26 protein-coding genes are annotated in these 24,593 nt (G+C 57.4%); 15 read left to right on the top strand and 11 right to left on the bottom strand.

Annotated elements, in window-relative coordinates:
- Nucleotides 1–81: 81 nt before the first annotated feature.
- Nucleotides 82–501: a cupin domain-containing protein gene (locus ACR0DU_RS04450; protein ID WP_010440502.1), complete on the bottom strand. Its 420-nt coding sequence runs from the start codon at nucleotides 499–501 to the stop codon at nucleotides 82–84.
- Nucleotides 502–588: 87 nt separating this feature from the next.
- On the opposite strand from ACR0DU_RS04450, the gene ACR0DU_RS04445 reads away from it, so the two are divergent.
- Nucleotides 589–2,007: a protein adenylyltransferase SelO gene (locus tag ACR0DU_RS04445; RefSeq protein ID WP_480872685.1), complete on the top strand. Its 1,419-nt coding sequence runs from the start codon at nucleotides 589–591 to the stop codon at nucleotides 2,005–2,007.
- On the opposite strand, the gene ACR0DU_RS04440 is transcribed toward ACR0DU_RS04445, so the two are convergent.
- Nucleotides 1,983–2,894: an adenylate/guanylate cyclase domain-containing protein gene (locus ACR0DU_RS04440; protein WP_083829000.1), complete on the bottom strand. Its 912-nt coding sequence runs from the start codon at nucleotides 2,892–2,894 to the stop codon at nucleotides 1,983–1,985. The two genes, ACR0DU_RS04445 and ACR0DU_RS04440, sit on opposite strands and share 25 nt — an antisense overlap.
- Before the next feature lie 215 nt (nucleotides 2,895–3,109).
- On the opposite strand from ACR0DU_RS04440, the gene ACR0DU_RS04435 reads away from it, so the two are divergent.
- The 6 genes from ACR0DU_RS04435 (at nucleotide 3,110) to ACR0DU_RS04410 (ending at nucleotide 7,458) form a co-directional block, all read left to right on the top strand.
- Nucleotides 3,110–3,814, top strand: a complete 705-nt coding sequence (locus ACR0DU_RS04435) for an endonuclease/exonuclease/phosphatase family protein (protein ID WP_480872683.1) — start codon at nucleotides 3,110–3,112, stop codon at nucleotides 3,812–3,814.
- A gap of 72 nt (nucleotides 3,815–3,886) precedes the next feature.
- A complete protein-coding gene (locus tag ACR0DU_RS04430) occupies nucleotides 3,887–4,300 on the top strand; it encodes a Fur family transcriptional regulator (protein WP_010440496.1) in 414 nt (137 codons plus the stop codon).
- A 136-nt stretch (nucleotides 4,301–4,436) separates the two neighbouring features.
- Complete coding sequence (locus tag ACR0DU_RS04425) at nucleotides 4,437–5,315, top strand: DMT family transporter (RefSeq protein ID WP_480872681.1); 879 nt, start codon at nucleotides 4,437–4,439, stop codon at nucleotides 5,313–5,315.
- A gap of 144 nt (nucleotides 5,316–5,459) precedes the next feature.
- Nucleotides 5,460–6,737: a phosphopyruvate hydratase gene (eno, locus tag ACR0DU_RS04420; RefSeq protein ID WP_480872755.1), complete on the top strand. Its 1,278-nt coding sequence runs from the start codon at nucleotides 5,460–5,462 to the stop codon at nucleotides 6,735–6,737.
- Nucleotides 6,738–6,872: 135 nt separating this feature from the next.
- Entirely contained in the window at nucleotides 6,873–7,190 is a 318-nt protein-coding gene (locus ACR0DU_RS04415) for a hypothetical protein (protein WP_480872679.1), read from the top strand.
- Nucleotides 7,191–7,290: 100 nt separating this feature from the next.
- Entirely contained in the window at nucleotides 7,291–7,458 is a 168-nt protein-coding gene (locus ACR0DU_RS04410) for a hypothetical protein (RefSeq protein WP_010440483.1), read from the top strand.
- On the opposite strand, the gene ACR0DU_RS04405 is transcribed toward ACR0DU_RS04410, so the two are convergent.
- From ACR0DU_RS04405 to mazG, 3 genes are all read right to left on the bottom strand, one after another.
- Nucleotides 7,455–7,904 (bottom strand): GNAT family N-acetyltransferase, encoded by a 450-nt coding sequence (locus ACR0DU_RS04405; RefSeq protein ID WP_480872678.1) that lies wholly within the window; start codon nucleotides 7,902–7,904, stop codon nucleotides 7,455–7,457. The genes ACR0DU_RS04410 and ACR0DU_RS04405 overlap by 4 nt on opposite strands.
- Entirely contained in the window at nucleotides 7,901–8,839 is a 939-nt protein-coding gene (locus tag ACR0DU_RS04400) for a nucleoside hydrolase (protein WP_170781658.1), read from the bottom strand. The genes ACR0DU_RS04405 and ACR0DU_RS04400 overlap by 4 nt, the downstream gene beginning before the upstream one ends.
- A 63-nt stretch (nucleotides 8,840–8,902) precedes the next feature.
- The gene (mazG, locus tag ACR0DU_RS04395) at nucleotides 8,903–9,760 is read right to left on the bottom strand and encodes a nucleoside triphosphate pyrophosphohydrolase (protein ID WP_170781739.1); all 858 of its coding nucleotides are present in this window, start codon (nucleotides 9,758–9,760) and stop codon (nucleotides 8,903–8,905) included.
- 66 nt (nucleotides 9,761–9,826) lie between these two features.
- Here mazG and ACR0DU_RS04390 point away from each other — a divergent pair, with 66 nt between their 5' ends.
- From ACR0DU_RS04390 to ACR0DU_RS04375, 4 genes are read left to right on the top strand one after another with little or no spacing between them, the layout of a single operon-like run.
- Complete coding sequence (locus ACR0DU_RS04390) at nucleotides 9,827–10,990, top strand: M20 aminoacylase family protein (protein WP_170781659.1); 1,164 nt, start codon at nucleotides 9,827–9,829, stop codon at nucleotides 10,988–10,990.
- Between the two features lie 12 nt (nucleotides 10,991–11,002).
- Nucleotides 11,003–11,971 carry an agmatinase gene (gene speB, locus ACR0DU_RS04385; protein WP_480872676.1) on the top strand — a complete coding sequence of 323 codons (969 nt, stop codon included), beginning with the start codon at nucleotides 11,003–11,005 and terminating at the stop codon, nucleotides 11,969–11,971.
- A 59-nt stretch (nucleotides 11,972–12,030) separates the two neighbouring features.
- Entirely contained in the window at nucleotides 12,031–12,978 is a 948-nt protein-coding gene (speB, locus tag ACR0DU_RS04380; RefSeq protein ID WP_480872674.1) for an agmatinase, read from the top strand.
- Between the two features lie 55 nt (nucleotides 12,979–13,033).
- Nucleotides 13,034–13,435, top strand: a complete 402-nt coding sequence (locus ACR0DU_RS04375) for a DUF1499 domain-containing protein (protein ID WP_480872673.1) — start codon at nucleotides 13,034–13,036, stop codon at nucleotides 13,433–13,435.
- On the opposite strand, the gene ACR0DU_RS04370 is transcribed toward ACR0DU_RS04375, so the two are convergent.
- Nucleotides 13,361–13,663: a hypothetical protein gene (locus tag ACR0DU_RS04370; RefSeq protein WP_480872672.1), complete on the bottom strand. Its 303-nt coding sequence runs from the start codon at nucleotides 13,661–13,663 to the stop codon at nucleotides 13,361–13,363. The two genes, ACR0DU_RS04375 and ACR0DU_RS04370, sit on opposite strands and share 75 nt — an antisense overlap.
- A 62-nt stretch (nucleotides 13,664–13,725) precedes the next feature.
- Between ACR0DU_RS04370 and prfA the strand changes: the two genes are divergently transcribed.
- The 3 genes from prfA to ACR0DU_RS04355 all read left to right on the top strand — a co-directional run bounded on the left by prfA (nucleotide 13,726) and on the right by ACR0DU_RS04355 (nucleotide 16,442).
- Nucleotides 13,726–14,781 (top strand): peptide chain release factor 1, encoded by a 1,056-nt coding sequence (gene prfA / locus ACR0DU_RS04365; RefSeq protein ID WP_480872753.1) that lies wholly within the window; start codon nucleotides 13,726–13,728, stop codon nucleotides 14,779–14,781.
- On the top strand, nucleotides 14,778–15,635 hold the full coding sequence (gene prmC / locus ACR0DU_RS04360; RefSeq protein WP_170781663.1) for a peptide chain release factor N(5)-glutamine methyltransferase: 858 nt from the start codon (nucleotides 14,778–14,780) through the stop codon (nucleotides 15,633–15,635). The genes prfA and prmC overlap by 4 nt, the downstream gene beginning before the upstream one ends.
- Before the next feature lie 228 nt (nucleotides 15,636–15,863).
- Nucleotides 15,864–16,442 (top strand): DUF4167 domain-containing protein, encoded by a 579-nt coding sequence (locus tag ACR0DU_RS04355; protein ID WP_480872670.1) that lies wholly within the window; start codon nucleotides 15,864–15,866, stop codon nucleotides 16,440–16,442.
- 56 nt (nucleotides 16,443–16,498) lie between these two features.
- On the opposite strand, the gene rsmA is transcribed toward ACR0DU_RS04355, so the two are convergent.
- From rsmA to lptG, 5 genes are all read right to left on the bottom strand, one after another.
- On the bottom strand, nucleotides 16,499–17,341 hold the full coding sequence (gene rsmA, locus ACR0DU_RS04350) for a 16S rRNA (adenine(1518)-N(6)/adenine(1519)-N(6))-dimethyltransferase RsmA (protein ID WP_480872669.1): 843 nt from the start codon (nucleotides 17,339–17,341) through the stop codon (nucleotides 16,499–16,501).
- Nucleotides 17,342–17,422: 81 nt separating this feature from the next.
- The gene (gene pdxA, locus ACR0DU_RS04345) at nucleotides 17,423–18,388 is read right to left on the bottom strand and encodes a 4-hydroxythreonine-4-phosphate dehydrogenase PdxA (RefSeq protein WP_480872667.1); all 966 of its coding nucleotides are present in this window, start codon (nucleotides 18,386–18,388) and stop codon (nucleotides 17,423–17,425) included.
- Entirely contained in the window at nucleotides 18,385–19,638 is a 1,254-nt protein-coding gene (locus tag ACR0DU_RS04340) for a peptidylprolyl isomerase (RefSeq protein ID WP_480872665.1), read from the bottom strand. The genes pdxA and ACR0DU_RS04340 overlap by 4 nt, the downstream gene beginning before the upstream one ends.
- On the bottom strand, nucleotides 19,629–21,794 hold the full coding sequence (locus tag ACR0DU_RS04335) for an LPS-assembly protein LptD (RefSeq protein WP_480872663.1): 2,166 nt from the start codon (nucleotides 21,792–21,794) through the stop codon (nucleotides 19,629–19,631). Before ACR0DU_RS04335 ends, ACR0DU_RS04340 begins: the two co-directional genes overlap by 10 nt.
- Nucleotides 21,794–22,894 carry an LPS export ABC transporter permease LptG gene (lptG, locus tag ACR0DU_RS04330; RefSeq protein ID WP_029621849.1) on the bottom strand — a complete coding sequence of 367 codons (1,101 nt, stop codon included), beginning with the start codon at nucleotides 22,892–22,894 and terminating at the stop codon, nucleotides 21,794–21,796. The genes ACR0DU_RS04335 and lptG overlap by 1 nt, the downstream gene beginning before the upstream one ends.
- Nucleotides 22,895–23,113: 219 nt before the next feature.
- Here lptG and ACR0DU_RS04325 point away from each other — a divergent pair, with 219 nt between their 5' ends.
- Entirely contained in the window at nucleotides 23,114–24,592 is a 1,479-nt protein-coding gene (locus ACR0DU_RS04325) for a leucyl aminopeptidase (protein WP_480872661.1), read from the top strand.
- Nucleotide 24,593: the final 1 nt, after the last annotated feature.

Raw genomic sequence — 24,593 nt, 5'->3', positions numbered from 1 at the left:
TGCGCTTCCTCCCCCGGGATATTTTGAGCCAGATAAAGAAGCGGATACCTTTGGGATGTAATCCTGTGGGTCCAGTGATTATTATTTTGCGGGAATATCGAAGTCGGGTTCTGCGAGCTCGAAACCTTCAAACTCAAAGCCTGGGGATACCGTGCAACTGACCAATGTGTAAGCTCCGGTGCTGCGCGCTGCTTGCCAATACCCCTTGGGAACAATCAGCTGGGGTGCGCCGTTGGCCAAGTCCGGGGTGAGCGTGTAAGCGATTGCCGGACCCGCATCGGTTGCGCTGATCGACAAGGTCAACGGTGCGCCTGAATGGTAGAGCCAGATCTCGGTCGCGTCGACTTTGTGCCAATGGCTGCTTTGATCTTCGGTCAGCAGAAAGTAGATGCAGGTACCGGTGGCACGGCCGGAATTGTCGGCCCGCCAGGTTTCTTTGAACCAACCTCCTTCGGGGTGCGGTTGCAGATCCAGGTGATTGATGATGTCTTGTGGGTTCATGGCGGCCTCGGGTTCGATTGCGCTGATTATGCACGGCGTCGCATGATCCGCTATGGCAATTGTGTAACCAGCGCATATGTTTGCCGCATGACCATGATGATCCCTTTTGACAATAGTTACGCCCGCCTGCCGGAGGGGTTTTTTGCGCGGCAGGCTCCTGTACCGGTCCGCGCGCCGAATTTGATCGCGTTTAATACCAATCTGGCAAAGCTATTGCGGATAACGCCCGATGAGGCTGAAGAGATGGCGCGGGCGTTTGCGGGAAATATCGTTCCGGAAGGTGCGGAACCCTTGGCGCAGCTGTATTCCGGGCACCAGTTCGGTACCTATAACCCCCAGCTTGGAGATGGGCGTGCAGTTCTGTTAGGCGAGACCATCGGCGCAGACGGGGTCAGGCGGGATATTCAGCTGAAAGGCTCGGGCCAGACGCCGTTTTCGCGCCGGGGCGACGGGCGCGCCTGGCTAGGGCCGGTGTTGCGCGAATATGTCGTGTCTGAGGCGATGCATGCGCTGGGCATTCCGACGACACGCGCCCTGGCGGCGGTCGAGACCGGTGAGATCGTGTTACGGGAAGGTCCGATGCCCGGTGCGATCCTGACGCGCGTGGCGCAGAGCCATTTACGCGTGGGTACCTTTCAGGTTTTTGCCGCCCGAGGACAGTTGGACAATCTGCGAAAGCTGACAGACTATGCTATTCAGCGTCATTATCCGGACGCACAAGGTCCGATGGGATTACTGCGTGCTGTGCGCGATGCGCAGGCGCGACTGATTGCCCAGTGGATGAGCGTTGGATTTATTCACGGGGTGATGAATACGGACAACAGCTCGATCGCGGGTGAAACCATAGATTATGGACCTTGCGCCTTTATGGATTCCTATCATCCGAATACGGTGTTCAGCTCGATTGACCGAATGGGGCGTTATGCCTATTCCAACCAGCCCGAGATTGCGGTCTGGAATCTGGCGCAATTGGCGACTTCATTGATTCAGCAAATCGAGGAGAAGGATGCTGCGGTTGAAGAAGCTACCGAAATTGTCCATGCCATGCCTGACCTGATGCAAGAGCATTGGTTGAAGAGGTTCCGGGCCAAGATCGGATTGGTTCGAGCTGAGGAGGGAGACCTTGAACTGATCTCGGACCTGCTGGTGCGGATGGCGCAGAATCAGGCAGACTTTACCAACACGTTTCGTGCGCTGGGCGGTGATCATGCGCGGGATCAGTTCACTGATCCTGCGGCGTATGACGAATGGGCTGAAGGATGGCGCGCGCGTTTGCAGCGCGAAGATACTCCTGACGTTGTATTGAGTTCTGCAAACCCGGCTTTCATTCCGCGCAACCACCGGATTGAGCAGATGATACAGTCGGCCGTTCAGGGAGATTACGGACCATTCCATCGTTTGAACGACGTTTTGTCACGACCCTACGAGGATCAGTCCGATGCGGTTGATCTGACACGCCCTCCATCCGAGAGCGAAGTGGTTCATGCCACGTTCTGTGGTACCTGACTGCGGCCCAAAAGCTCGAACTGCAGGCAGGTTTCGGACTGTTCAATGGGCAGCGCTGGAGAAATCCAGCCGCTGTCTGCCAACATAACGGATTCACGCTTGAGCTGGATTTCACGACCAGCCTCAGATTTCAAATAGGTGCCGGATGTGCTTCGGTCTGACAGGATCAGCTTGCCATCCTTGATACTGAGGACAGCATGCAGGCGCGACACCCATGGTTGGGACAGCACGACGTCGCAATCTTGTGATCGGCCAATTGCCAGCTCGCCATTCTCGTGGCAGCGCCACGAGCGCTCCCCATGGCTAAGCAAAAGGGTCAAACGTTCCGCTGGCTTCCAGTGATCTTCGGTCCGGCCATGGGACAGTGGCAATCTGGTTTGCGTGAACGGGTCCATGTCCGGGTTCATCAAGGAATAGACCATGAACCGCTCTGTCAAACCTTTGAGGTTGAGTTGCCCAAGCGGTTTGAGAATCTGGCGCAAGTTTTCCTGTAGCATCGTCGCGACGCCATTGCTGACACAGGCTTCTCCTGGGTTGGCGGCTGTGGCAAGACGGGCGGTCACATTCACCGCTTCGCCATAAACACCTTTTTCGGCGATGACGATCGGCCCGCAATGTACACCAACATGCACCGACAGTGAGGTTTCCGGGGACTGTTCGATCAGACCCATCGCTGCATTCAATGCTGCGTTTGGATCCAGGAAAAAGCTTAGAACATCATCCCCTTTCTGGCCAACTTGTGTGCCACCATGGGTTGCAAGTACGCGACGTAGCCGATCAAGCTCCATTTGGATAAGGCGCTGCGCTTCGCCTTCGCCCACTGCTTTGTACAATGGGGTGCTCCCTGAAATGTCTGCGATTACCAGGGTGGCGAATGTTGTATTCACGTTTGATCCTTAGTTTGGCTTTACGGGCACTTTACCCATAGAGATGCACGTGTACACGATATTTGCGTTTTGGTGGAGCGCATTGTGGTAAAAGCAATTTTAAGTTGATTAGTGATGATTGAACCAAAGCAATCTATCTGGTTCCTGCAGGAATTTCATGTTGCACTAGGCGCTGAGCGTGGCACTCTTAGTGTTTGAGTAAACATCGGAATCCCATGGTCCTTCAGTCAACACTGCGTCTAGCCAGTTACAACATTCAGAAATGTGTGGGACTCGACTTCCGACGGCAACCGCAGCGGATATTGCAGGTTATTGAGAGTATGCAGGCGGATATTGTTGTGCTGCAGGAGGCCGACAAACGTTTGCCACCGCGCCCTGCCGCGTTGCCGCATTTCATGTTGGACGAAGCCGGCTGGCAGATTGTCGATCTGGGTGGTGCGGGCAGTCTGGGTTGGCACGGCAACGCCGTCATCTGGCGTGGAGACACAATTGCGGTGCGCCGGACAGGGCATCACGAGCTGCCGGGGCTGGAGCCGCGTGGTGCTGTGCGGGTTGAATTTGATACACAGATCGGGCCCTTGCGGGTGATGGGGATGCATCTGGGATTATTGCCCGCGTCGCGACGCCAGCAAATCAACCATATCAAGCGCTGTGACTCCGATCTTGAGGATATGCCCACCGTCTGGGCTGGCGATTTCAACGAATGGTCGCGACAACCGGTTCTGGATCATCTGGCCCCGGACATGAGGTTTTTGCCGCCCATGCCCAGCTTTCCGGCTGCACAGCCATTGGGCGCGCTGGACAGGATCGCAGTGGGACAGGGGCTTGAGGCAGCTTTGCATGGGGTGCACGATGCGCGACCGGCGCACATCGCGTCTGACCATTTGCCGGTTTGGGCCGATTTGCGACGCGCTGCCTGATACGTAAATCCTGTGTGGCGCAAGGCACTCAGACATACTATGACAGAGTTTCGAACAGTTCCGGGGGTCACCATGTCCGATACGATTATCGCCCGTTGCGAAGCCAAGGGCCTGCGCATGACGGGTCAACGCCGGACCATCGCCCAGGTATTGCAGCAGAGCGAGGATCACCCGGATGTGGAAGAGCTGTATGCCCGCGCCTCGGCCGAGGATTCGGGGATTTCGATCGCCACGGTCTATCGCACCGTTAAGCTGTTCGAAGAGGCCGGGATATTGGAGCGGTTGGAGTTCGGTGATGGCCGCGCGCGTTACGAGGACGCAGAGCGTGATCACCACGACCACTTGATCGACATGCAGTCAGGAGAGGTTATCGAATTCGTAGACCCCGAGATTGAAGCACTGCAAGAAAAGATTGCGGCCAAGCTTGGGTATAAGCTGAAAGGCCATCGCCTGGAATTGTACGGCGTACCGCTGGAAAAAGACTGACTCATCACGAAAATCGATTGGTCGGCGCACGGGAAATCATCGAACATGTCGCAATACTGCTTGCGACGTCGTGAAGGTTACGATTTTTGTGCTGGAAGGACTCGCCTGTTAGCGGTCAATTCCAACGGAAACGCGCATGAACAACGTAAACGGCATTTTGCTGATCATCGGCTCGATGGCAGCCTTCGCGCTTGAGGACATGTTCATCAAGTACCTTTCGGTCAGTGTCTCGACCGGGCAGATCATGATCGTGTTGGGTCTGTTCTGCGGAACCGTCTTTGCAATCATGTCGTTGGTGACACGTAAACGCATTTTCGATCCTGTCGCGTGGGAACCGCTGCCACTGCTTCGGGCAGGGACTGAGGCTTTTGGAGCGCTCAGCTTCGTGACCGCTTTGTCATTGGTCGATCTGTCGACCGTCGCTGCGGTTTTTCAAGCGATGCCGCTATTCGTTACGATGGGGGCTGCGCTGTTTCTGGGCGAGCAGGTCGGCTGGCGTCGTTGGAGCGCCATCGGCATTGGCTTTGTCGGCGTCTTGATGATCATTCGCCCCGGGCTCGAAGGTTTCCAGCCAGAATCTCTGTTTGTTTTGGTTTCGGTTGTCGCGATCGCAGCGCGTGATCTGATCACACGCAGGCTGGATGTTCGTGTAGCCTCGTCGGTCGTCGCATTGCAGGCCTATATCGGAGTAGCGCTGGCTGGTGCGGCCCTGATGGTGTTAACAGCACAGCCCATCGTGCCGCTGCAGCCTGCGCAGATCGGGCCTTATCTGGGTGCCATCGGGTTCGGCGTTTTGGGCTATTATGGCATCGTAACCGCGATGCGGATCGGCGAGGCCTCGGCGCTGACGCCGTTTCGGTATACCCGGTTGGTGTTCTCGATCATGGCCGGCATGCTGATGTTCGGCGAACGCCCTGACAGCATGACGCTGGCCGGTGCCGGTCTGATTATCGGATCAGGTTTGTACACCTTCATTCGAGAACGCCAGCTGGCGCAGGCGCTGGCAGCGGCCTAAGCACCCGCTACCTGTTGGCGCAAACAGCAAACTGTTAGCCCTAAAGGCTGAAAAATATACGTGTTAGCGATAACGGAAACGGTTTACTTTTTGCCGCGTGCTGCTATGAGGCATGCAACTGTTGGCATCATCGGGACCCATATCATGAGCACGATCATCGACATCCACGCACGCGAAATTCTGGACAGCCGGGGTAACCCGACGGTCGAGGTGGACGTGATTCTGGAAGACGGCACTATGGGCCGCGCTGCCGTGCCCTCGGGCGCGTCAACCGGTGCCTATGAGGCAGTGGAAAAGCGTGATGGCGACAAGGCCCGCTATATGGGCAAGGGCGTGCTGGAAGCGGTCGCTGCCGTTAACGGTGAGATAGCCGAAGAACTGGTGGGCTTTGATGCGACTGAGCAGGTGGCCATTGATCAGGCGATGATTGAACTCGACGGGACCGAGAACAAGGGCCGTCTGGGTGCGAACGCCATTCTTGGTGTCTCGCTGGCGACGGCCAAGGCGGCGGCGGATTTCACCACACAGCCTCTGTATCGCTACGTAGGCGGTACTTCGGCTCGCGTATTGCCAGTGCCGATGATGAACATCATCAATGGTGGAGAACACGCCGATAACCCGATCGACATTCAGGAATTCATGATCATGCCGACCTCGGCCGCGAATATCCGTGAGGCCGTGCGCATGGGGTCTGAGGTATTTCACACGTTGAAGAAAGAACTCTCAGCGGCTGGTCTGGCCACTGGTGTGGGCGATGAGGGCGGCTTTGCTCCGAACATCGCGTCGACTCGTGAGGCACTGGATTTCATTCTGAAATCCATCGAAAAAGCGGGCTTCAAGCCGGGTGAGGAAATCCATCTGGCGCTGGATTGCGCCGCGACCGAGTATTTCAAGGACGGTAAGTACGTGCTGGCGGGCGAGGGCATATCGCTGACATCCGATGAAAACGCCGCCTATCTGGCCGCACTGGTCAACGATTACCCGATCATCTCGATCGAAGACGGTATGTCCGAAGATGACTGGGATGGCTGGAAGGCCCTGACCGACGCCATCGGTGACAAGGTGCAGCTTGTCGGCGACGATCTGTTCGTGACCAATCCGGCGCGTCTGGCCGAAGGAATCGAGCGTGGCTGTGCGAACTCGATGCTGGTCAAGGTGAACCAGATCGGTTCGCTGACCGAGACCCTTCGTGCCGTCGATATGGCCCACCGCGCGCGATACACCAACGTAATGTCGCACCGCTCGGGCGAGACCGAAGACGCCACGATTGCCGATCTGGCGGTCGCGACAAACTGTGGCCAGATCAAAACAGGCTCGCTGGCGCGCTCGGACCGGTTGGCGAAATATAACCAGTTGATCCGTATTGAGGAATCGCTGGGCGAGGTCGCGGAATATGCAGGTTCGTCTATCCTGAAACGCTGATCTGCGTCTCTACATTTGGACTTGAATGGGCCTCGGCGTCATCGCCGGGGCTATTTTTTTCTTTGTCTTGTCGTCGTTCCGTCTAATCTGTGTGAGATAGGCCATCACGCGGTGGTCGATGGGAGAGGACGTCATATGAGCCATCTAAAACTCATCGTGGGTGCAGTTTCGCTGTTAATCTCGCCTCAATTGGTGTTGGCTGATCGACCGCCAGAAGCCGTGTGTCAGAAGATGGTGGAAGGTGATCCCAGCGGGCAGATCACTATGGAGGAATGTCTGTGTACTTATAACGTCGCCGATACGGTGCTGGACGATGACATCAAAGCCCTTTTGTTCGACTCCTGGTACAGTGGCGAGAACATAACCGAGCAGCTCAACGCGTTGCCGCAGCCCAAGCGGGTGCCAAGGCAACTAAAAACCATGGAACAGACGTTCAACAAGAATTGCCTCTAAGCTAGAATATTCCGACATAAAAATCATTATGTGTGAACTTGTTCCTATTGCGGCGGAACAAGCCCCGATATTCTGCCTGTATTGCAGAAAGGGGGACGATATGTCTGCTTCAAAGATCTTTCTTGTAATTTCAATGCTTTCCGTTGGGCTTCTGGCCGCTTGCTCGGAGCCGGGGACCTATCCGATCACGGGGATGGAGGTCTCGCAGGATGATCCGGTTCAGGACATGGTGAACCCCGCTGTGATATTCCGGGGTGAATCGCGCTAGAGCAATTTGCTCATCAGCATGTAGCGTTCGCGCGGTTTGAAACCTGACCGCAGATAAAGTTTCTGCGCAGTCTCATTGGTGCGGTCGACTTCAAGATGCAGGGCGGTCAGGCCAGCTTCGGCCAGCGCTTTGGGGAGATCATGCAGCACTTCGGTTGCGATACCGCGGCCTCGGACAGCAGGGCGGATGTAAATCTCATCCACAAATGCGTCCATGCCACCAAACTCGACTGACCAGCCGAAGGTGAGGATGACATAGCCCAGCGGCGCACGGCCCGGCCCGATCAGATAGATGCAGCCATGCGGAATGCCATCCAGCAAAGGGGCCAGCGCGCTGCGGCGTTTCTCGTCATCCTGCGCGATGCCGGATTCCGAATGAAACGCTGCGACCAGTGCCATCAGGCGATCCAGATCGTCGGGACGGGCAAGGCGGAGTGCGGCAGTCATAGGCGGGCAAGCCTTTCTGTAAGCAGGTCGAAGAAGCCCTGAGCGTCCACGTCGCCTATGAACATGGCATTTGGTGCGCGGTCGGTGACTCGCCACCAATCGGCCACGGTCATGCCCAACGTCAGTTCTGATTGGGTTTCGATCTCAACATTGATGTGGCGGCCCGAGAACAGATTGGGTCGGATCAGATAGGCGGTCACGCAGGGGTCGTGCAGCGGCGCGCCTTCCGAGCCGTATTTTTCTTTGTCGAAGCGTTCGAAGAAATCGGTCATTTCTGCCACCGCATGACCGACCTTGCTGTCCAATGCTCGGAAGGCGTCATTGCGATGAGGCGTGACCAGCGCGTCATGGGTCACGTCCAGCGGCATCACCACGATGTGGATGCCGGATTTAAACACGATATCAGCCGCTTCCGGGTCGACATAGATGTTAAATTCCGCAGCTGGAGTTATATTTCCAACTTCGAAATAGGCGCCGCCCATTAAAACGATCTCTTGCACCCGGTCGATGATATCGGGCGCCTTCAGAAAGGCCGTGGCGATGTTGGTCAGCGGCCCCAGCGGGCAGAGCGTGACCGTGCCGGGCTCATGCGCGCGCAGGGTTTCGATGATGAAATCGACCGCGTGTCCTTCGGCCAGAGGCATTTCAGGATCGGGGAGAACAGGACCGTCGAGCCCGGTTTTGCCATGAACATGTTCGGCGGTGACAAGCGGGCGTTTCAGCGGTCGGTCGCATCCGGCATAGACGGGGATATCGGTATGGCCCGCCAATTCACACACGATGCGTGCATTCTTGGCGGTTAGTTCCAGCGGAACGTTTCCGGCGACGGCGGTGATGCCCAGAACCTCGATCTCTTCAGGGCTGGCAAGGGCGAGAAGTATCGCAACGGCGTCGTCCTGACCGGGATCGGTATCGATGATGATTTTGCGGGGCATTGGGGTCTCCGAGGGCCGTGAAGGTGGGACACTCGCAAGTGTCGCGGGACTTGTCTAGCCGAATTACGTGTCTGCCGGAGCATTCACCGGCGGGAGTTTGCCATTGGCGCGGTGCTCCTCGAATTTCACCTCATCCCACAGCGCATCCATTTCGGCCAGATCGCTTTGGGTGGGCGTTTTTCCGCGTTTAGCCAGCCGGGCTTCGACCTTCTCGAAACGGCGGGTAAACTTCGCGTTTGTGCGGCGCAGGGCAGCCTCGGGTTCGATGCCTAAGTGGCGGCCGAGGTTGACGATCACGAACAGCAGATCACCGAATTCATCTTCTAGCGCATCGGCATCCATGCTGTCGCGCGCTTCTTCCAGTTCGGCGGCCTCTTCGGTGATCTTTGCCAGCACATGGCTGGCGTCGGGCCAGTCAAAGCCCACACGCGCGGCACGTTTCTGCAGTTTATGCGCACGTAGCAAAGCAGGCAGGTTGGCGGCGACGCCGTCCAGTGCGCCTTTCTGTTCTTTGCCCGCGCGTTCGGCGGCTTTGATGGTCTCCCAATCCTTCGTTTGTTGGTTGGCGGACTTGTCACGGGATTCGTCACCGAACACATGCGGGTGGCGGTCAACCATCTTGTCCGACATGGTGCGCACTACGTCCTGAAAGGTGAAATGCCCAGCCTCTTCAGCCATTTGCGCGTGGAAGACGGATTGGAACAGCAGGTCACCCAGCTCCCCTTTCAACTCGTCATAGGCCTTGCGTTCGATGGCATCGGCGACCTCATAGGCTTCTTCAATCGTATAGGGCGCGATGGTGGCGAAATCCTGTTCGATATCCCAAGGGCAGCCGGTTTCCGGATCGCGCAGACGACGCATGATTTCCAGCAAACGCTCGATACCCGCATCGGTATCGTGGATCAGAGGATTTTCGGCCATTGCGAACCCTTTCGTTCCGGTGTCAGATGCATCCATCCCGCAGTCAGGATCAGGAGTCCACCCCAGATGCCCGTCGTCAACCGAATTGCCGATTACGCCGCCGATATGGCCAAGTGGCGCCAGCACCTTCACACCATCCCCGAACTGGAATTCGAATGCTATGAGACCGCTGCATTCGTAGCCGAGCGTTTGCGCGAGTTCGGCGTGGATGAGCTGCACGAAGGGATCGCCAAAACAGGCATGGTCGCGATCATCAATGGGCAGGGCGAGGGTCCGACCATTGGTCTGCGTGCCGATATGGATGCGCTGCCGATTACCGAGGAGACGGGCGTTGACTACGTCTCGAAGAACCCCGGCATGATGCATGCGTGCGGGCATGACGGCCACACCACCATGCTGTTGGGCGCAGCGCGCTATCTTGCCGAGACACGGAATTTCGCAGGCCGCGTTGCCCTGATCTTTCAACCTGCCGAGGAAGAAGGTGGCGGCGCGGGCGTCATGGTCGAAGAAGGCATTATGGATCGGTTCGATATCTCTCAGGTCTATGGCATCCACAATACTCCGGGTCGGCCTGAGGGTCTGTTCGAAACCACGCCGGGGCCTTTGATGGCGGCGGTGGATACGTTTGAGATTCATATTCAAGGTGTTGGCGGCCACGGGGCCATGCCACATGAAACGAAAGACCCGGTGATGGCGGCTTGCGGGATGGCGCAGGCAATTCAGACAATTGTCAGTCGAAATCACTATGCACTTGACGATCTGGTGGTATCGGTGACGCAGATCCACACCGGAACGGTGAACAATGTCATTCCCGACACCGCTTATTTGAACGGCACTGTCCGCACCTTTGATCCTGTAGTGCAGAAAATGGTCAAAGAACGGATGGCGCAGATTGTGGCAGGGCAGGCGGCCTCGTACGGTGTTGAGGCCAAACTGGAGTATCAAGAGGGTTATCCTGCCACCATCAATGATGCCGAAAAGGCCGCGTTTGCGGCCGAAGTGGCGCGGGATGTGTCGGGTGCGGAACGTGTGAAGGATAATGCTGGGCGTGAGATGGGGGCAGAGGATTTTTCCTACATGCTGCAGGCCCGACCCGGTGCTTATCTGTTCATGGGTCAAGGAGAGGGTGCCGGGCTGCACCATCCGAAATACAACTTCAATGATGACGTCGCGCCGATCGGAGCGTCCTTCTTCGCGCGGATCGTTGAAAAGGCACAGCCGTTGGGCTGATAGGGAAAAGACATGGCACTGGAAGATGCAAAGAACCAGGTGGATGAGGCGTTCACCAACCCCGATCTCAAGGGGCTGTCCTATGAGAACACCTTTGGCGGCGCGACCTCATTCCTGCGGCGGCTCTATACCAAAGACCTGACCGGAGCGGATATCGCGGTAACCGGCGTGCCTTTCGATCAGGCGGTGACAAACCGCCCCGGAACCCGGCTTGGCCCTCGTGCGATCCGCGAGGCCAGTGCGTTGCAATCGCCTGATGCGCCTTATGGCTGGCCTTTTGATGCTCTGAGTGAGCTGGCCATCGTGGATTATGGCGACATGGCCTATGACTATGCCAATATCCCGGCCTTTCCCGACACCCTGACCGATCACATCCGTACCATTCTGAAGACCGATGTCGCTTCGGTCACGCTAGGCGGGGATCACTATATCAGCTTTCCGATCCTGAAAGCCTATGCCGAGAAATACGGGCCGATGTCGTTGCTGCAATTCGATGCGCATACGGATACCTGGGCCGATGACGACATGTCCCGCGTGGACCACGGCACGATGTTCTACAAGGCGGTAAAATCGGGGCTGGTCGATCCGAAACGCTCGGTTCAGGTGGGTATTCGCACCACCAACGAGGACACATTGGGCGTCAACATCATCGACGCGCGCGAGGTCTACGAATCCGGCCCCGCCGCCGTGGCGCAGAAGATCAAGGGCATTCTGGGCGACAGCCCCGTCTACTTGAGCTTTGATATCGACGGTCTGGACCCGGCCTTTGCGCCCGGTACGGGGACGCCGGTCTGGGGTGGTCTGACCTCGATCCAGGCGCAGATCATCCTGCGCGACATTGCCGGGATCAATATCAAGGGCGGTGACGTGGTCGAGGTGTCTCCGCCCTACGATACCTCGGGCGCAACGGCGATTGCGGGGGCGCATGTGGCGACGCAGATCATTTGTTTGCTGGGATGGAACAAGCTGGTGAAGCCTTAACCTTTGGTTAGGCATAATCCCGGTATCTGCTTGGTCAGGGATCGGATCGGAGACATCACATGACCCAATACAACCAACCCATTGGCGGCAATGATCTGGCGCGGTTTTCGGGGCCGAACACGTTCATGCGGCTGCCGCAGGCGTCTTCGCTTGAGGGGCTGGATGTGGCGGTTTTGGGGGTTCCGATGGATATCGGCACCTCGTGGCGGTCGGGCACGCGGTTTGGCCCCAAGCAGATCCGCAGCGAAAGCGCGATGATCCGACCCTATAACATGGCCAATGGCGCAGCGCCGTTCGACCATCTGCAGATCGCAGATATCGGGGATCTGGCGATCAACACCTTCTCGCTGGCCGACAGTTTGAAGATCATCAAGGACAGCTATGACGGCATTCTGGCGCAGGGCGTGACCCCGGTGGCGATGGGCGGAGATCACTCGATCACTCTGCCGATCCTTCGGGCAATGGCGGCCAGGCATGGTCCGGTGGCTCTGGTCCATGTGGATGCCCATGCCGACGTGAATGACGAGATGTTCGGCGAGAAGGAAACCCACGGCACCGTCTTCCGCCGCGCCTATGAGGAAGGGCTGATCGTTCCTGACATGACCTTCCAGATCGGCATTCGCGGCTCGGGCTATGCGGCCAGCGACTTCGCCGAGGCGCAGGGCTGGGGCTTTCGCCAGTATCCCGCGTGGGAGCTGTGGCAGCAGAACCTGACCGAAATCGGATCATTGATCCGCAAGACGGTCGAGGATCATCCCATATACATCACCTATGACATCGACAGCCTCGACCCGGCTTATGCGCCCGGCACCGGCACGCCCGAGATTGCGGGCCTGACCACCCCACAGGCGCTGCAACTGATCCATGCGCTGGCGGGCATGAACGTGGTGGGATGCGATCTGGTTGAGGTGTCTCCGCCCTATGATCCGTCTGGCAACACGGCGCTGACGGCGGCGAATCTGCTGTTCGAGATGCTGTGTATTCTGCCCGGCGTGACGTCGCGATAGGGATGAGCGCGACGCCCGGACCGGATAGGTTATATGCAAAGGGATCGGAGGGCCGATGAAAATGGTGCTTTGGCTGGTGATTGCGTTGGGCGTTGCGATGGCGGCCTATATCCGTCTGGCCCCCTCTGACCCAACGCGCTGGCATGTAGCACCCGAAGGTGTGGACCGAGATCTTAGGAATGGCGTAATCCGGATCGTAGAGGCAGCTCCGAGGGGGATGGAGCAACTCGATCAGGTAGCCCGCGCGGCTCCGCGCACCACGGTGCTGGCGGGTTCTATCGAAGATGGAATGATAACCTATGTCACCCGTTCAATGGTGTTCGGTTTTCCCGACTACACGACCGTGCAGCAGGACGGCGATACGCTGCGCATTTACGCGCGTTCAAGATTTGGCCGAAAGGATTTTGGCGTCAATCGGGACCGGGTCGCCGGTTGGCTGGCTTTGCTGCAACCCTGACGACAAGCACCCCTCCTGCACCTCGCGCCACATGGGCACGTTCAGTGACATCTGGCATTGGGCCATGAACATGCGACCGTCGACCTGCAGGCAGATCATCTCTCCCAATTCGACGCGGGTGCCTGATTTGTCGGTGCAATAGCAGTCCTGCACCTTGCCCCTGGGGCCAACAACGTCGGCCAAACCAGGGGTTGCAACAAGTGTCAGGGCCAGGATCAGTCGTTTCATGCGCTAAGCCTAGCACAAGGCAAGGCCTTGACCAAAGCCCCCGGATGATAGACACCGCGCGGATGATCCCCGAAGAACGCCTAGAACAGATCACCCAGCGATTCCAATACCTCGAAGCGGCCATGGCTGATGGCGCATCGGGCGGAGATATTGCGGCCTTGGCCAAGGAGTATTCCGACCTCAAGCCGGTGGTTGATCAGATCATGGCATGGCGTTTGTTGGTCTCCGATTTGGCCGAGGCCGAAGCGATGCTGGCCGACCCAGACATGAAAGAGCTGGCCGAGGAGGAAATTCCCGAACTGCAGGCGCGAATCCTCGAGGCCGAACATGCCTTGCAGCTGGCATTATTGCCCAAAGACGCGGCGGATGCGCGCCCGGCGATGCTGGAGATACGGCCCGGTACAGGTGGCGATGAGGCGGCTCTGTTCGCCGGAGACCTGCTGCGGATGTACCAGCGATACTCCGAGGCGCGTGGCTGGCAGTTTGAAATCATCGAGGAACAGGCCTCGGATCTCGGTGGGATCAAAGAAGTAGTGGCTCATATCAAGGGCGACAACGTCTTTGCGCGGATGAAATATGAATCTGGCGTGCATCGCGTACAGCGTGTGCCCGAAACCGAAAGCGGCGGGCGTATTCACACTTCGGCGGCGACCGTCGCGGTTTTGCCTGAGGCTGAGGATGTAGACATCCAGATCGACGCGAATGACATCCGCATCGACACGATGCGCAGTTCCGGCGCGGGTGGGCAGCACGTTAATACGACGGATTCGGCGGTGCGGATCACGCACCTGCCCAGCGGTATCGTGGTGACCAGCTCTGAGAAATCGCAACATCGCAACCGTGAGATTGCGATGCAGGTGCTGAAAACGCGCCTTTACGATCTGGAGCGGCAGCGGATCGACAGCGAGCGGTCAGCGGATCGCGCCAGCCAAGTGGGCTCGGGTGACCGGTCGGAACGGATCAGGACTTATAATTTCCCACAGGGTCGTATGACGGATCACCGCATCAACCTGACGCTCTATAAGCTGGATCAGGTGATGCAGGGCGATCTGGATGAGGTGATTGATGCGCTAACCGCAGATGATCAGGCCCGGCTGCTGGCCGAGATGGCGCAATGATTGCGGCACTGACAGCTGCGCAGGCCATGGTAGCGGCCACCGCGCGTTTGCGCGCGGCAGGGGTGCCCGATCCGGCACGGGATGCGCGGGTGCTGCTGGCCCATGCGGCACGGATCGAGGCCAGCCGTGTGACGCTGATCGCACCCGAGGAACTGCCCGTTGATATCGCAGAGCGCTATGACCAGTTGATTTCTCTTCGTGCCATCCGGGTGCCGGTGTCGCACCTTCTGGGCGAGCGCGAATTCTATGGTCGTCGGTTCCGGGTCAGCCGTGATGTACTTGACCCTCGTCCAGAAACCGAAGCTTTGATCGAAGCAGCTCTAAGTGAACCGTTTGATCATGTTTTGGACCTGGGCTTGGGCTCGGGCTGTATCTTGATTACCTTGCTGGCTGAACGGGCGAGCGCCTCGGGCGTCGGGGTGGATTTGAGCGAAGCGGCCTGCCTGCAGGCCAGCGCCAATGCTGTTCAGCATCAAGTTCAGGCGCGTTTGGAGATTCGGCGGTCGGATTGGTTTGAAAACATTCAGGGGCAATTTGACCTGATTGTTTCGAATCCGCCTTATATTTCGGCGGAAGAAATGAATGATCTTTCGCCGGAAGTACGTGAACATGAGCCGCGCATGGCTTTGACGGATGAGGGCGACGGATTGGATGCGTACCGTCGTATAGCTGCCTCGGCCCCAGATTATCTGATGCCTGGCGGGCGTATTTTGGTAGAAATCGGTCCAACACAAGGCGCTTATGTCTCAGCGTTATTTGATGCCGCTGGACTGACGCGCACGCAGGTGATCCCTGACCTGGACGGGCGTGACCGGGTTGTAGGGGCAAGAATGCCACGATCCAGGGGAATCTGAAGCTGAAAAATGCCGATTGATGTAAAAAAGCTGCGACAATTGTGAGAATCCTCTTGTCTGAGCGCTCAGGACATGTTTACTCAGGATTAGTCGGCGAGGTTGACGCTGTTTCAGCGCACCCCTGACGCCAAGCCCAAAAAGTCGATAGCGCGTAACGGCACAAAGCCACTGAGCAGCGTTAGATACGGGTTGATCGACAGTGAATTGATAAGGCTGACGTAAAGTAAGATGAGATCTTCCAAATCCCGCTCGCGGGCCAAGAACAACCGCAATCGTCCTTCTGGCGGCAACGTCGTAAACCGGGTTTTCGACAGCTCGGGCCCTGAGGGCAAAGTGCGTGGCACACCGCAGCAGATCATTGACAAATACAATCAACTGGCGCGCGACGCACAGCTGTCGAATGACCGTGTGGCGGCTGAGAACTTTCAGCAACACGCCGAGCATTACCTGCGCATGCTGAGCGAGGCGCAGCGCGAGATCGAAGCGCGCCGCGAAGAGCAAGAGCGCCAGAACCGCGAGCGGCAAGCTGAACGTGACCGTGAGCGCGCCGAACGTCAGGAGCGCGAAGCGGCTCGTCAGGCGGACCCTGCCGAAGCTCCGCAACCTGATGTGATGGATTTCGCCTCGACCGAACCGACACCTGAAAGCGGGCTGGTCGAGACACCCGAAAGCAAAGGTGCCGAAGCTCCGGCTCAGGAGAAGAAGGAAAAGCCGGCGCGTAAACCGCGGGCGCGCAAGCCCAAAGCACCGCCTGCAGCTGAGGATACGCCCGCCGATACAGGCGACGCACCAGAAGCGGCCGAATAAGATCGGCTCACGCCGACAAAAGCCCCGAGGTTTTGACCCGGGGCTATTTATTGCGATCAGGGTTTCTGAATTTCGCGAGCCAAGTCACAGAAAGCTTCCAGTGGAATCTGCTCGGCGCGTTCAGTGGGTTTGATACCAGCGGCAAGCAGGCGGTCTTCGATATCCGGGGCCGTACCTTTGAGCGAGGCACGCAGCATCTTGCGACGTTGATTGAAGGCCGCCGCGACCACACGGGACAGGGTGCGGGCGTCCGCTGGATACCGGGGCTCGGGCAACGCTGTCAGGTGAACCACCGCGCTGGAGACCTTCGGTGGAGGTGTGAACGCTCCGGGCGGCAGGGACATCGCGATGCGCGCTTCGGCCCGCCATTGGGCGAGGATGGCAAGGCGGCCATAGGCCTTGCTACCGGGTTGGGCCACGATACGCTCGGCCACTTCGCGCTGAAACATCAGGGTCAGGCTTTGCCAGAAAGGCGGCCAGTCGGGCGGGGTGAGCCAGCGGACCAGAAGCTCGGTCCCGACATTATAAGGTAGGTTCGCGGCCACGCGAATCGGAGGCGTCAGATGGGCCAATGGATCGATTTCCAGCGCATCACCGTTGATGACCTCGAGCCTGCCGGGATAAGCGGCGGCAATATCGTTCAAGGCTGCGATGCAGCGGGTGTCTTTTTCAACGGCCACGACCTTGCGCGCGCCCTCGGACAGCAGCCCACGGGTCAGACCACCGGGGCCGGGGCCGATTTCAAGCACATCGCATTGAGTCAGGTCCCCGGCTTGCCGCGCGATCTTGGCGGTCAGGTTGAGGTCGAGCAGGAAGTTCTGACCCAGCGATTTGCGGGCCGAGAGCTGATGGGTGGCGATAACCTCGCGCAGCGGGGGGAGGGAGTCGATGGCGCTCATGGCTTTATCGTTGTTCGGATTGGATTTGGTGCGCCAGATATTTTTTGCCTCCGGCGGGGATATTTTTGGCCAGATGAAGCATTAGCGGGATTGCGCCATCTTCTGGGCCAGTCTGAGTGCTTCGATCAGGCTGGTTGGGTTTGCGATCCCTTGGCCTGCAATGTCCAAGGCCGTGCCGTGATCCGGCGAGGTCCTGACAAAGGGCAGGCCCAGCGTCACGTTTACACCTCGGTCGAAATCCAGCGTTTTGATCGGGATCAGCGCCTGGTCGTGATACATCGCTATCGCCGCATCGTAGCGCGCACGTGCCGCGGCGTGGAACATGGTATCGGCGGGGTGCGGGCCGGTCACCGAATAATCACTGGAGGAGAAATCGGTGATCAGCGGCGCGATCCAGTCGAGCTCCTCAGTCCCCATCTTTCCCTCTTCGCCCGCGTGGGGATTCAATCCAGCCACGGCGATTCTAGGATTGGGGATGCCAAATTGGTCGCGCAAACCCCGTGCGGTGATCTCGATCGTTTCACGCAAAACTTCTGGAGTGAGCGCGCTTGTGACTTGCGATAGCGGAATATGAATGGTGGCTGGTACCACCCGCAACTGATCGCTCGCGAGCATCATCACGACGCGCGACTGTCCCGCCAGTGAGGCTAGGAATTCGGTATGTCCCGGAAATGCAAATCCAGCCCCATCGATCAGCGCCTTCTTGTGGATCGGTGCTGTACAAAGCGCCGATGCTGCACCGGATTGGACCAACTCGACACCCCGTTCAATAGCATCAACGACAGCGGGCGCATTTTTGGCTTCGGGATGTCCGGGTGTATTTATAGACGAAAACTCGACATGCAGAACGGGCAGGGCAGTGGCGCTTGCTGCAAGGGCTTCTGCTGGGTCGGATATCCGAGTGATCGGAGTGCCTGCCGGGAGGTGCGAGGCATCGCCGATATAGAAGAACGGGCATTCATCGCGCAATGATTGCCAGGCTTTGGCCGCGATCTCGGGGCCTATTCCTGCAGGTTCGCCGCAGCTGAGTGCGATAGGTGGTGTCATTGCTCGATGATGACGGCTTCGGCTCGGAGCTGTTCCAGCAGGCTGTCAGCAAGAGCCTGCAAGCGTTGTTGTGTCAGCGCGTTGGCTACGTCCACTCGGGTCGTTTCTTCACCCAGATCGCGGGTTCTGTTGCACAGCATCAGGAACATCAGCGTCTGACCGTTGTTTCGTGTCAGTGCTGTTGAAACCTCATTTGGATCAAGTTTGGCCAGTTCCAATGCGACATCGCGTGGTATCTCGGACGGTTTAGCGGTGATACGATCAAGAATATCCGGCGACTGACCCTTGGCCAATCCATAGAGATCATCGCAGGTGTCGATCTCTTCCTTGAGTTTGGTGGCTTTTGCGAGTGTATCTGTATTGCGGCCACCCGGGAGGTAATAGATGGCGTAGTCGATTTCGGAATATCGCGGCGCGCTACCCGCTGTTTCACGGATACCCCTCATCTGGAATAGCGCCACAGCGTTTGGCAGAGCAAGCGGATCGGTAATCTCGCCGTTTTTCAAGCCCAGGATGACCGGCTGCAGAGCGGGTGGCAGATTTGTGATCGAAAGCCATTCGAGCCGCCCGCCATTTTCACGTGTAGCCGCTGCTGAGTACTGTGTTGCGGCGGCTGAAAAGCTCTCCTGATCAGGGAGCAATGCAATTTCGTCAGCCAGAGCCTCAGCTTGAGCCAGTGTTTGCGGGGTTACCGGAATGATGATTTCTGACAATAAAACCTGCAAGCCGCCGCCGCCGCCCTGTCCCAACGCGCGATTGATTTCATCCTCGCTCGGACGGGCCTGCGACAAAAAGCGAGTGGCGACATAATCCCGCCAGGATAATTGGTCGGCCACGAAATCTCGTACGGTTTCCGTGGAAACACCCTCTTCGTTCAGTAGTCTTAGAAACTCGTCCGTGCTCAGGTTGCCGCGTGAGGCGAATTCATCAATTCCAGATTGAACATCTTCTGGCGTTGCCTGTATCCCGGCCTCACGCATGGCCTGTTTACGCAGCTTGTCATCGATCAATGCATTGCGGACTTCTGTGTCGGAACTGCCGGGGATACCCAGAAGATCCAGAAACTGTTGGCGCTGTTGCAGTTCATACCAAGTGACAATGTCTTGATTGACCCGGATTGCAGGAGAGAAAAGGCTTTGACTCTGGGCCGGTGGTGTCGCCAGGGCAACTAACGCGGCAGCCAACACCGGCAGGACCGAATTACGATAGCCCGCGCGAAGAGATTTTGTGAAACCTGAGATCAACTGCATCTTCTCTTAAACTTTTGTCCATTGCCTTCGACGGAGTACCCTGTCAGGGCTACGGTAAAGCCGAATTCCGTCGAAGGCTCAATACTTGATGTGGAGGTAAAGCGTCTGTTGACGTTCACATTCACCTGCACGCACTCATTCTGGTAGGTCAAACCAAACCCCAGGCGGAGTGGCTCAGATTCGCTGAAATCATAGCGTGCGCTGGCGCGGGTCAGCCAGTTCTGATCTACGCGATAGCGACCCGATATGCGCAGCTCTGATATTTCGTCATTGTTAGCTTCAGCCGGGTCCGGTTCCAGCCAGACATAGCCGCCAGATAGCGCCGTATCTCCTTTGACCCACGCTGCGCGCAACTCGGCTTTCGTAAAACTGAAGTCATTATTCAGCAGTCCACGTGCCGCCAGTGTCAAACCTTTGCCATTGTTAAGTTGACCGGCCAAAAGAATATCCGATTTGGTCCCCTGCAATCCTGATGTCAGCGTGAAATCCGGATCGGCGTCAGACCGAAAAACTTGCCCAATTGTTGCGAGCGCACGCCAACCATCAGCGTTGTAGCGGGACCAATTCAAGCCAACCACGGCGGTTGTGCCATCTTCACGCCGGTCAGGCGCAGGAAATCGCGAAAGTGCCAGCAGATTGCCCTGATCGAGCTCTTGAAATGTGCTTTCGTCGTTGGGCACATCGTTATCTGAAACATGTGTCCAGCCGATTTGTGCAATAGGTTCCAGGATTTGCGTCGCGCCAGATTGCTCGCGTCGCAGCATTGGGTAGCGCAAAGTAAAGGCCGCGCGCGGCGTCGAGCGCGTCACATTGTTCGGGTAACTGCTGTCATTTCTGATGTTGAACGTGTCAATTGCTGCGCCCAGCTGGGCCTCGGCACGTAGCCCGTTTGCGAAAGTCCAGTTGCGCAGCCATTCTGCGTCAAAAGTCGCGCGGGCGACATCGCGCCCAACAATATCCTCATCGCTGGTGCGTGTGTGAGTGTGGCCAAGAAAAGCCAGTTGAACTTCGCCCCCGAGAGCTTTGGGGAATAAACGTTTTCGATAATTAAGATCGAAGATACGCGATGGGATCTCGTCCTGATCTTCGCTATCCCGCAGAGTCTTATAGTGGATGAAGCCGGTCCTGAACGCAGTGTCGCGTCTAATCCTTTCAAGGGCAATCTCGCTGCGCAGGCGATCAAAATCGGGCAGGCCATAGTCGGCCAGATACGAGTCGTCCGAGGTTGTTTTGATGTCAAACGTCAGTCGATAGCTGTTTCCCAGGCTGAAACGACCATCTGCAAAGAGGTATCCGCGATCTTTGCCAGGTCGAAGATCGTCTCGTGTATAGGCGCCTCTTAATCGGATGCGACCGGATTTGAACGCCTGTCTGTACCGAAATCCGAGGGTGCGGGTTTTGGATGACAGATAGGGTGTCAGCGTCAGGTCTTTGTGATCCCCGATTTTGAAGAAATAAGGGACCTGTACGCCAGTATCCAACTGCGAGGTCGTGCGGATTGATGGCACCAGGAAACCTGTCGCGCGTTCGAGAGTTGGATCGGGCAGGCGCAGGGTGGGGAAATAAAAGACAGGTACATCCAAAATGCGGAACTGGGCGCCTTCGAAATACAGTTGCCTTTCGAGCTGGTCATGCGTGACTTTGCGCGCGCGAATTTGCCAGATCGGAGGGGTGCCGTTTGCGCAGACATGACATGAGGTTGCCGCCACTTTGCTGAACTGTGTGTATCGCCCCGCTGCACGGGTAGCTTGGACCGAAGCGATTTGAACCTGCTGCTCAAATACCATGCGTGCGCCCATCAACAGGCCATTCTGGATGCCGCTATCCAATTGCGCAGAATCGGCCAGCAATGTGCTGTCCCCACCTTGATCGATCCGGATCGGGCCGACCAGAGTCAGCTCACCTGTTTCACGATCATAGGTGACGCTTTGGGCTGTGAGTTTCACGTCGCCCTGAAAAGCTTCGACATTTCCTTCGGCGACCAGTTTGCGGTCCGGGGTGATGAAAATCTCATCGGCCACAAGTAGGGCTGGTTGATTTTGCTCAGTCGCACCGGTGTCGTTGGTGGCGCCTGGCACTTCCGACTGTGCCATAGCAACAGCAGGCAGGGACAGGATCAATGCGGTCGAAAGTAGTAAGGAGAGGATAGGGCGCATCAGCCGTCCTCCGCATGAAGCAAAAGACCTAGTGACAAAAGGATACCCGCAAAAGGTGGAGCCCAGGCCGCAACAAGGATCGGCAATTGTCCGTTCTCGCCAAGAATTTGCGCAAAGTTTCGAATGAAATAAATGCCGAACCCCAGCAAAACGGCAGTTAGTACAGCAACACCCGTGCCACCAAACCGAACATGGCGCATTGTAAAGGCCGCACCGATCAAGACCATTGAGACCAGAAACAGCGGCCGCGCAAGTTGTACCTGCAACCAGACTTCATACTGTTTGGTGGAAAATCCGGCCTCTTCCAGATCTCGGATCAATTGCGGCAGGTCGTAGACGGATACTGAATCCTGCTGTCCTAAAGTGTCCAGAATCCGATCTCGTGTCAGCGTTGTTGGGAGGTTCAGTACCTCGTGCGTGCTGGAATTTGCTTCGGGGTTGAGGTCATCCTGAATAGGCCAGATCTTGGCCTGATGCAGGGTCCAGAACCCATCCTCAAGATCGGCCTGTTGGGCTGAAATTTGTTGGTTCGGTTTACCGTCGGGTGCGAATGTGGTGATGGTTACGTCTTTCAAGGCGAACCTGTCTCCGTTGACCGTGCCCGTTGCGTGGATCACCGACTGGCCATTGGCTGAACCCTGGCGCAGCCATAGCCCTTCGCGGCTGATCGAAAGGGCCGAACTGCCTTGGTTTCGGTAACCATCCGACAGACGCTGAAATTCTTCTGAAGTGGCGGCGGCAATTGGGTTCAGCAAAGCAACCGCGAGTGTTCCAATTGTCAACGCCAGCAATACCGGGGCCAGTAGCGCGCGGATTCCAGACCGGCCGATGGCTCGGGTCACGACCAATTCGGAACTGCGGGCAAGGCCAACGAACAAAGCAATAGTGGCCAAGATCATCAAAAGCGGTAGCATCTCGCTAATCGCGGCTGGCGTGTTTAGAAGCGTCAACTGCAATAGCTGACCAAAGGACAGGCCAGTACCATCGAACCGGCGCACCTGCTCGATCAGATCGATCAGGATCATCAAAGTCAGAAAGATTCCGCCGATTATGAGAAAGCTTTGGATAAAGCGGCGGGCAAAATAGCGGTCGAGGATCACGCGCGTGTCCCCAATAGGCTTCGGCAAACGAGAATCACAGCCGGGCATGGATTCATGCGCGACGGCCTGTAGCTGCCGATTGATCTCACGTTATCTCCCCCGAGCCTGCCGTTATTTTCGCGCGACCATAATGCAATTGGTCGGCGGGGAAAACTGCTATCTGGTCAATGGTGGCTGCGCGGGCTAGGTCTTATGCAACGCATATTTCAGGAGAATGATATGAGCAGTCTCATGCCCGTCCGTTTCACCCCTTTTGACCTTGATGCGATGGCGCAGGCCGAAGGGCGCGTGGCCATTCTCATTCCCGCCGATGGCAAGATGAGCCCTGCCGCGCGACGGGCCAATCGGTTGACCAAAGGTGGAATTGCACGGCTGATAGAAAGCGAGCGTTTCAGCAAAGTGAAATCGGGTGATGTAATCTCGCTCGCATGGCCGGCAGGAATGGAGGCCGAGGCGCTGGATATTTTGGTCCTGCCGCGCCGACCCGATTTCGACGAAGCACGAAAGGCCGGGGCTAATCTGGCAAAGCTGTCTGCTGGTAAATCCGTGCTGGTCATGGCCGCCAACCACGCGCGAATCGAAGAGTTGGCTTTGGGCATGGTTCTGAGGGCCTACGATTTTGATGTCCACAAAACCAAGGAATCTGATCTGTTGGGCGAGATCGTTATCGGTCATTCTAAACCGGAAGAGGCCGAGGCCAAATTTGCGCCGCTCTATGCCGTCGCGGATGGGGTGCGCATGACACGGGATCTGACAAATGAACCCGCAAATGTGCTGACGACAACCGAATTCGCGGACAGGTTGGTCGAGATGGAATCGCTGGGCCTGAAGGTCGAGGTTCTGGAAGAAGACAAGTTGGCCGAACTGGGCATGCGCACGCTGCTGAGCGTCGGGCAGGGCTCAGTCAGTCCCTCGAAAGTTGTGGTGATGCAGTGGGATGGTGGTGACAAGGATGACGCGCCGCTGGCCTTGGTCGGCAAGGGTGTTGTGTTCGATACCGGGGGTATCTCGCTGAAGCCCGCGGGTGGCATGGAAGACATGACCATGGACATGGGCGGCGCGGGTGTTGTTGCCGGAACCATGCGTGCGCTGGCCAAGCGCAAGGCCAAGGCAAATGTCGTTGGGCTGGTCGGGTTGGTCGAGAACATGCCGTCGGGCAATGCTTCACGCCCCGGTGATGTCGTCAAATCGATGAAAGGCGACACTGTTGAGATCATCAACACCGACGCAGAGGGTCGTTTGGTTCTGTGCGACGTCATGTGGTACGCACAGGATCGGTTCCAGCCGGTGGGCATGATCGATCTGGCCACTTTGACGGGGGCAGTGATCATCGGACTTGGGCATGAGAATGCCGGTGTGTTTTCGAATAATGACACGTTCTGTGATGCCTTCCTGAAATCCGCCGGGGCCGAGGATGAAGGCGCATGGCGGCTGCCATTGGGCGAAGGTTATGACAAGCAGCTAAAATCACGCATTGCGGATATGAAGAACGTAGGGGGACGGCCAGCCGGTTCGATCACCGCGGCGCAGTTCCTGCAGCGCTTTGTCAAGGAAGAGACACCTTGGATTCACCTCGATATCGCTGGTGTGGCCTCGGTGTCCTCCGAGACGTCTTATGCGCCCAAAGGGGCCACCGGCTGGGGCGTCCGTGCGCTAAGCCGCTTCGTACAGGACAATTTCGAGACCACGGGCGAATAGA

Source organism: Ruegeria sp. G2, assembly GCF_056533505.1.
Note: the sequence above shows the minus strand (reverse complement) of the source record. Positions and strands in the feature narration are given on the sequence as shown.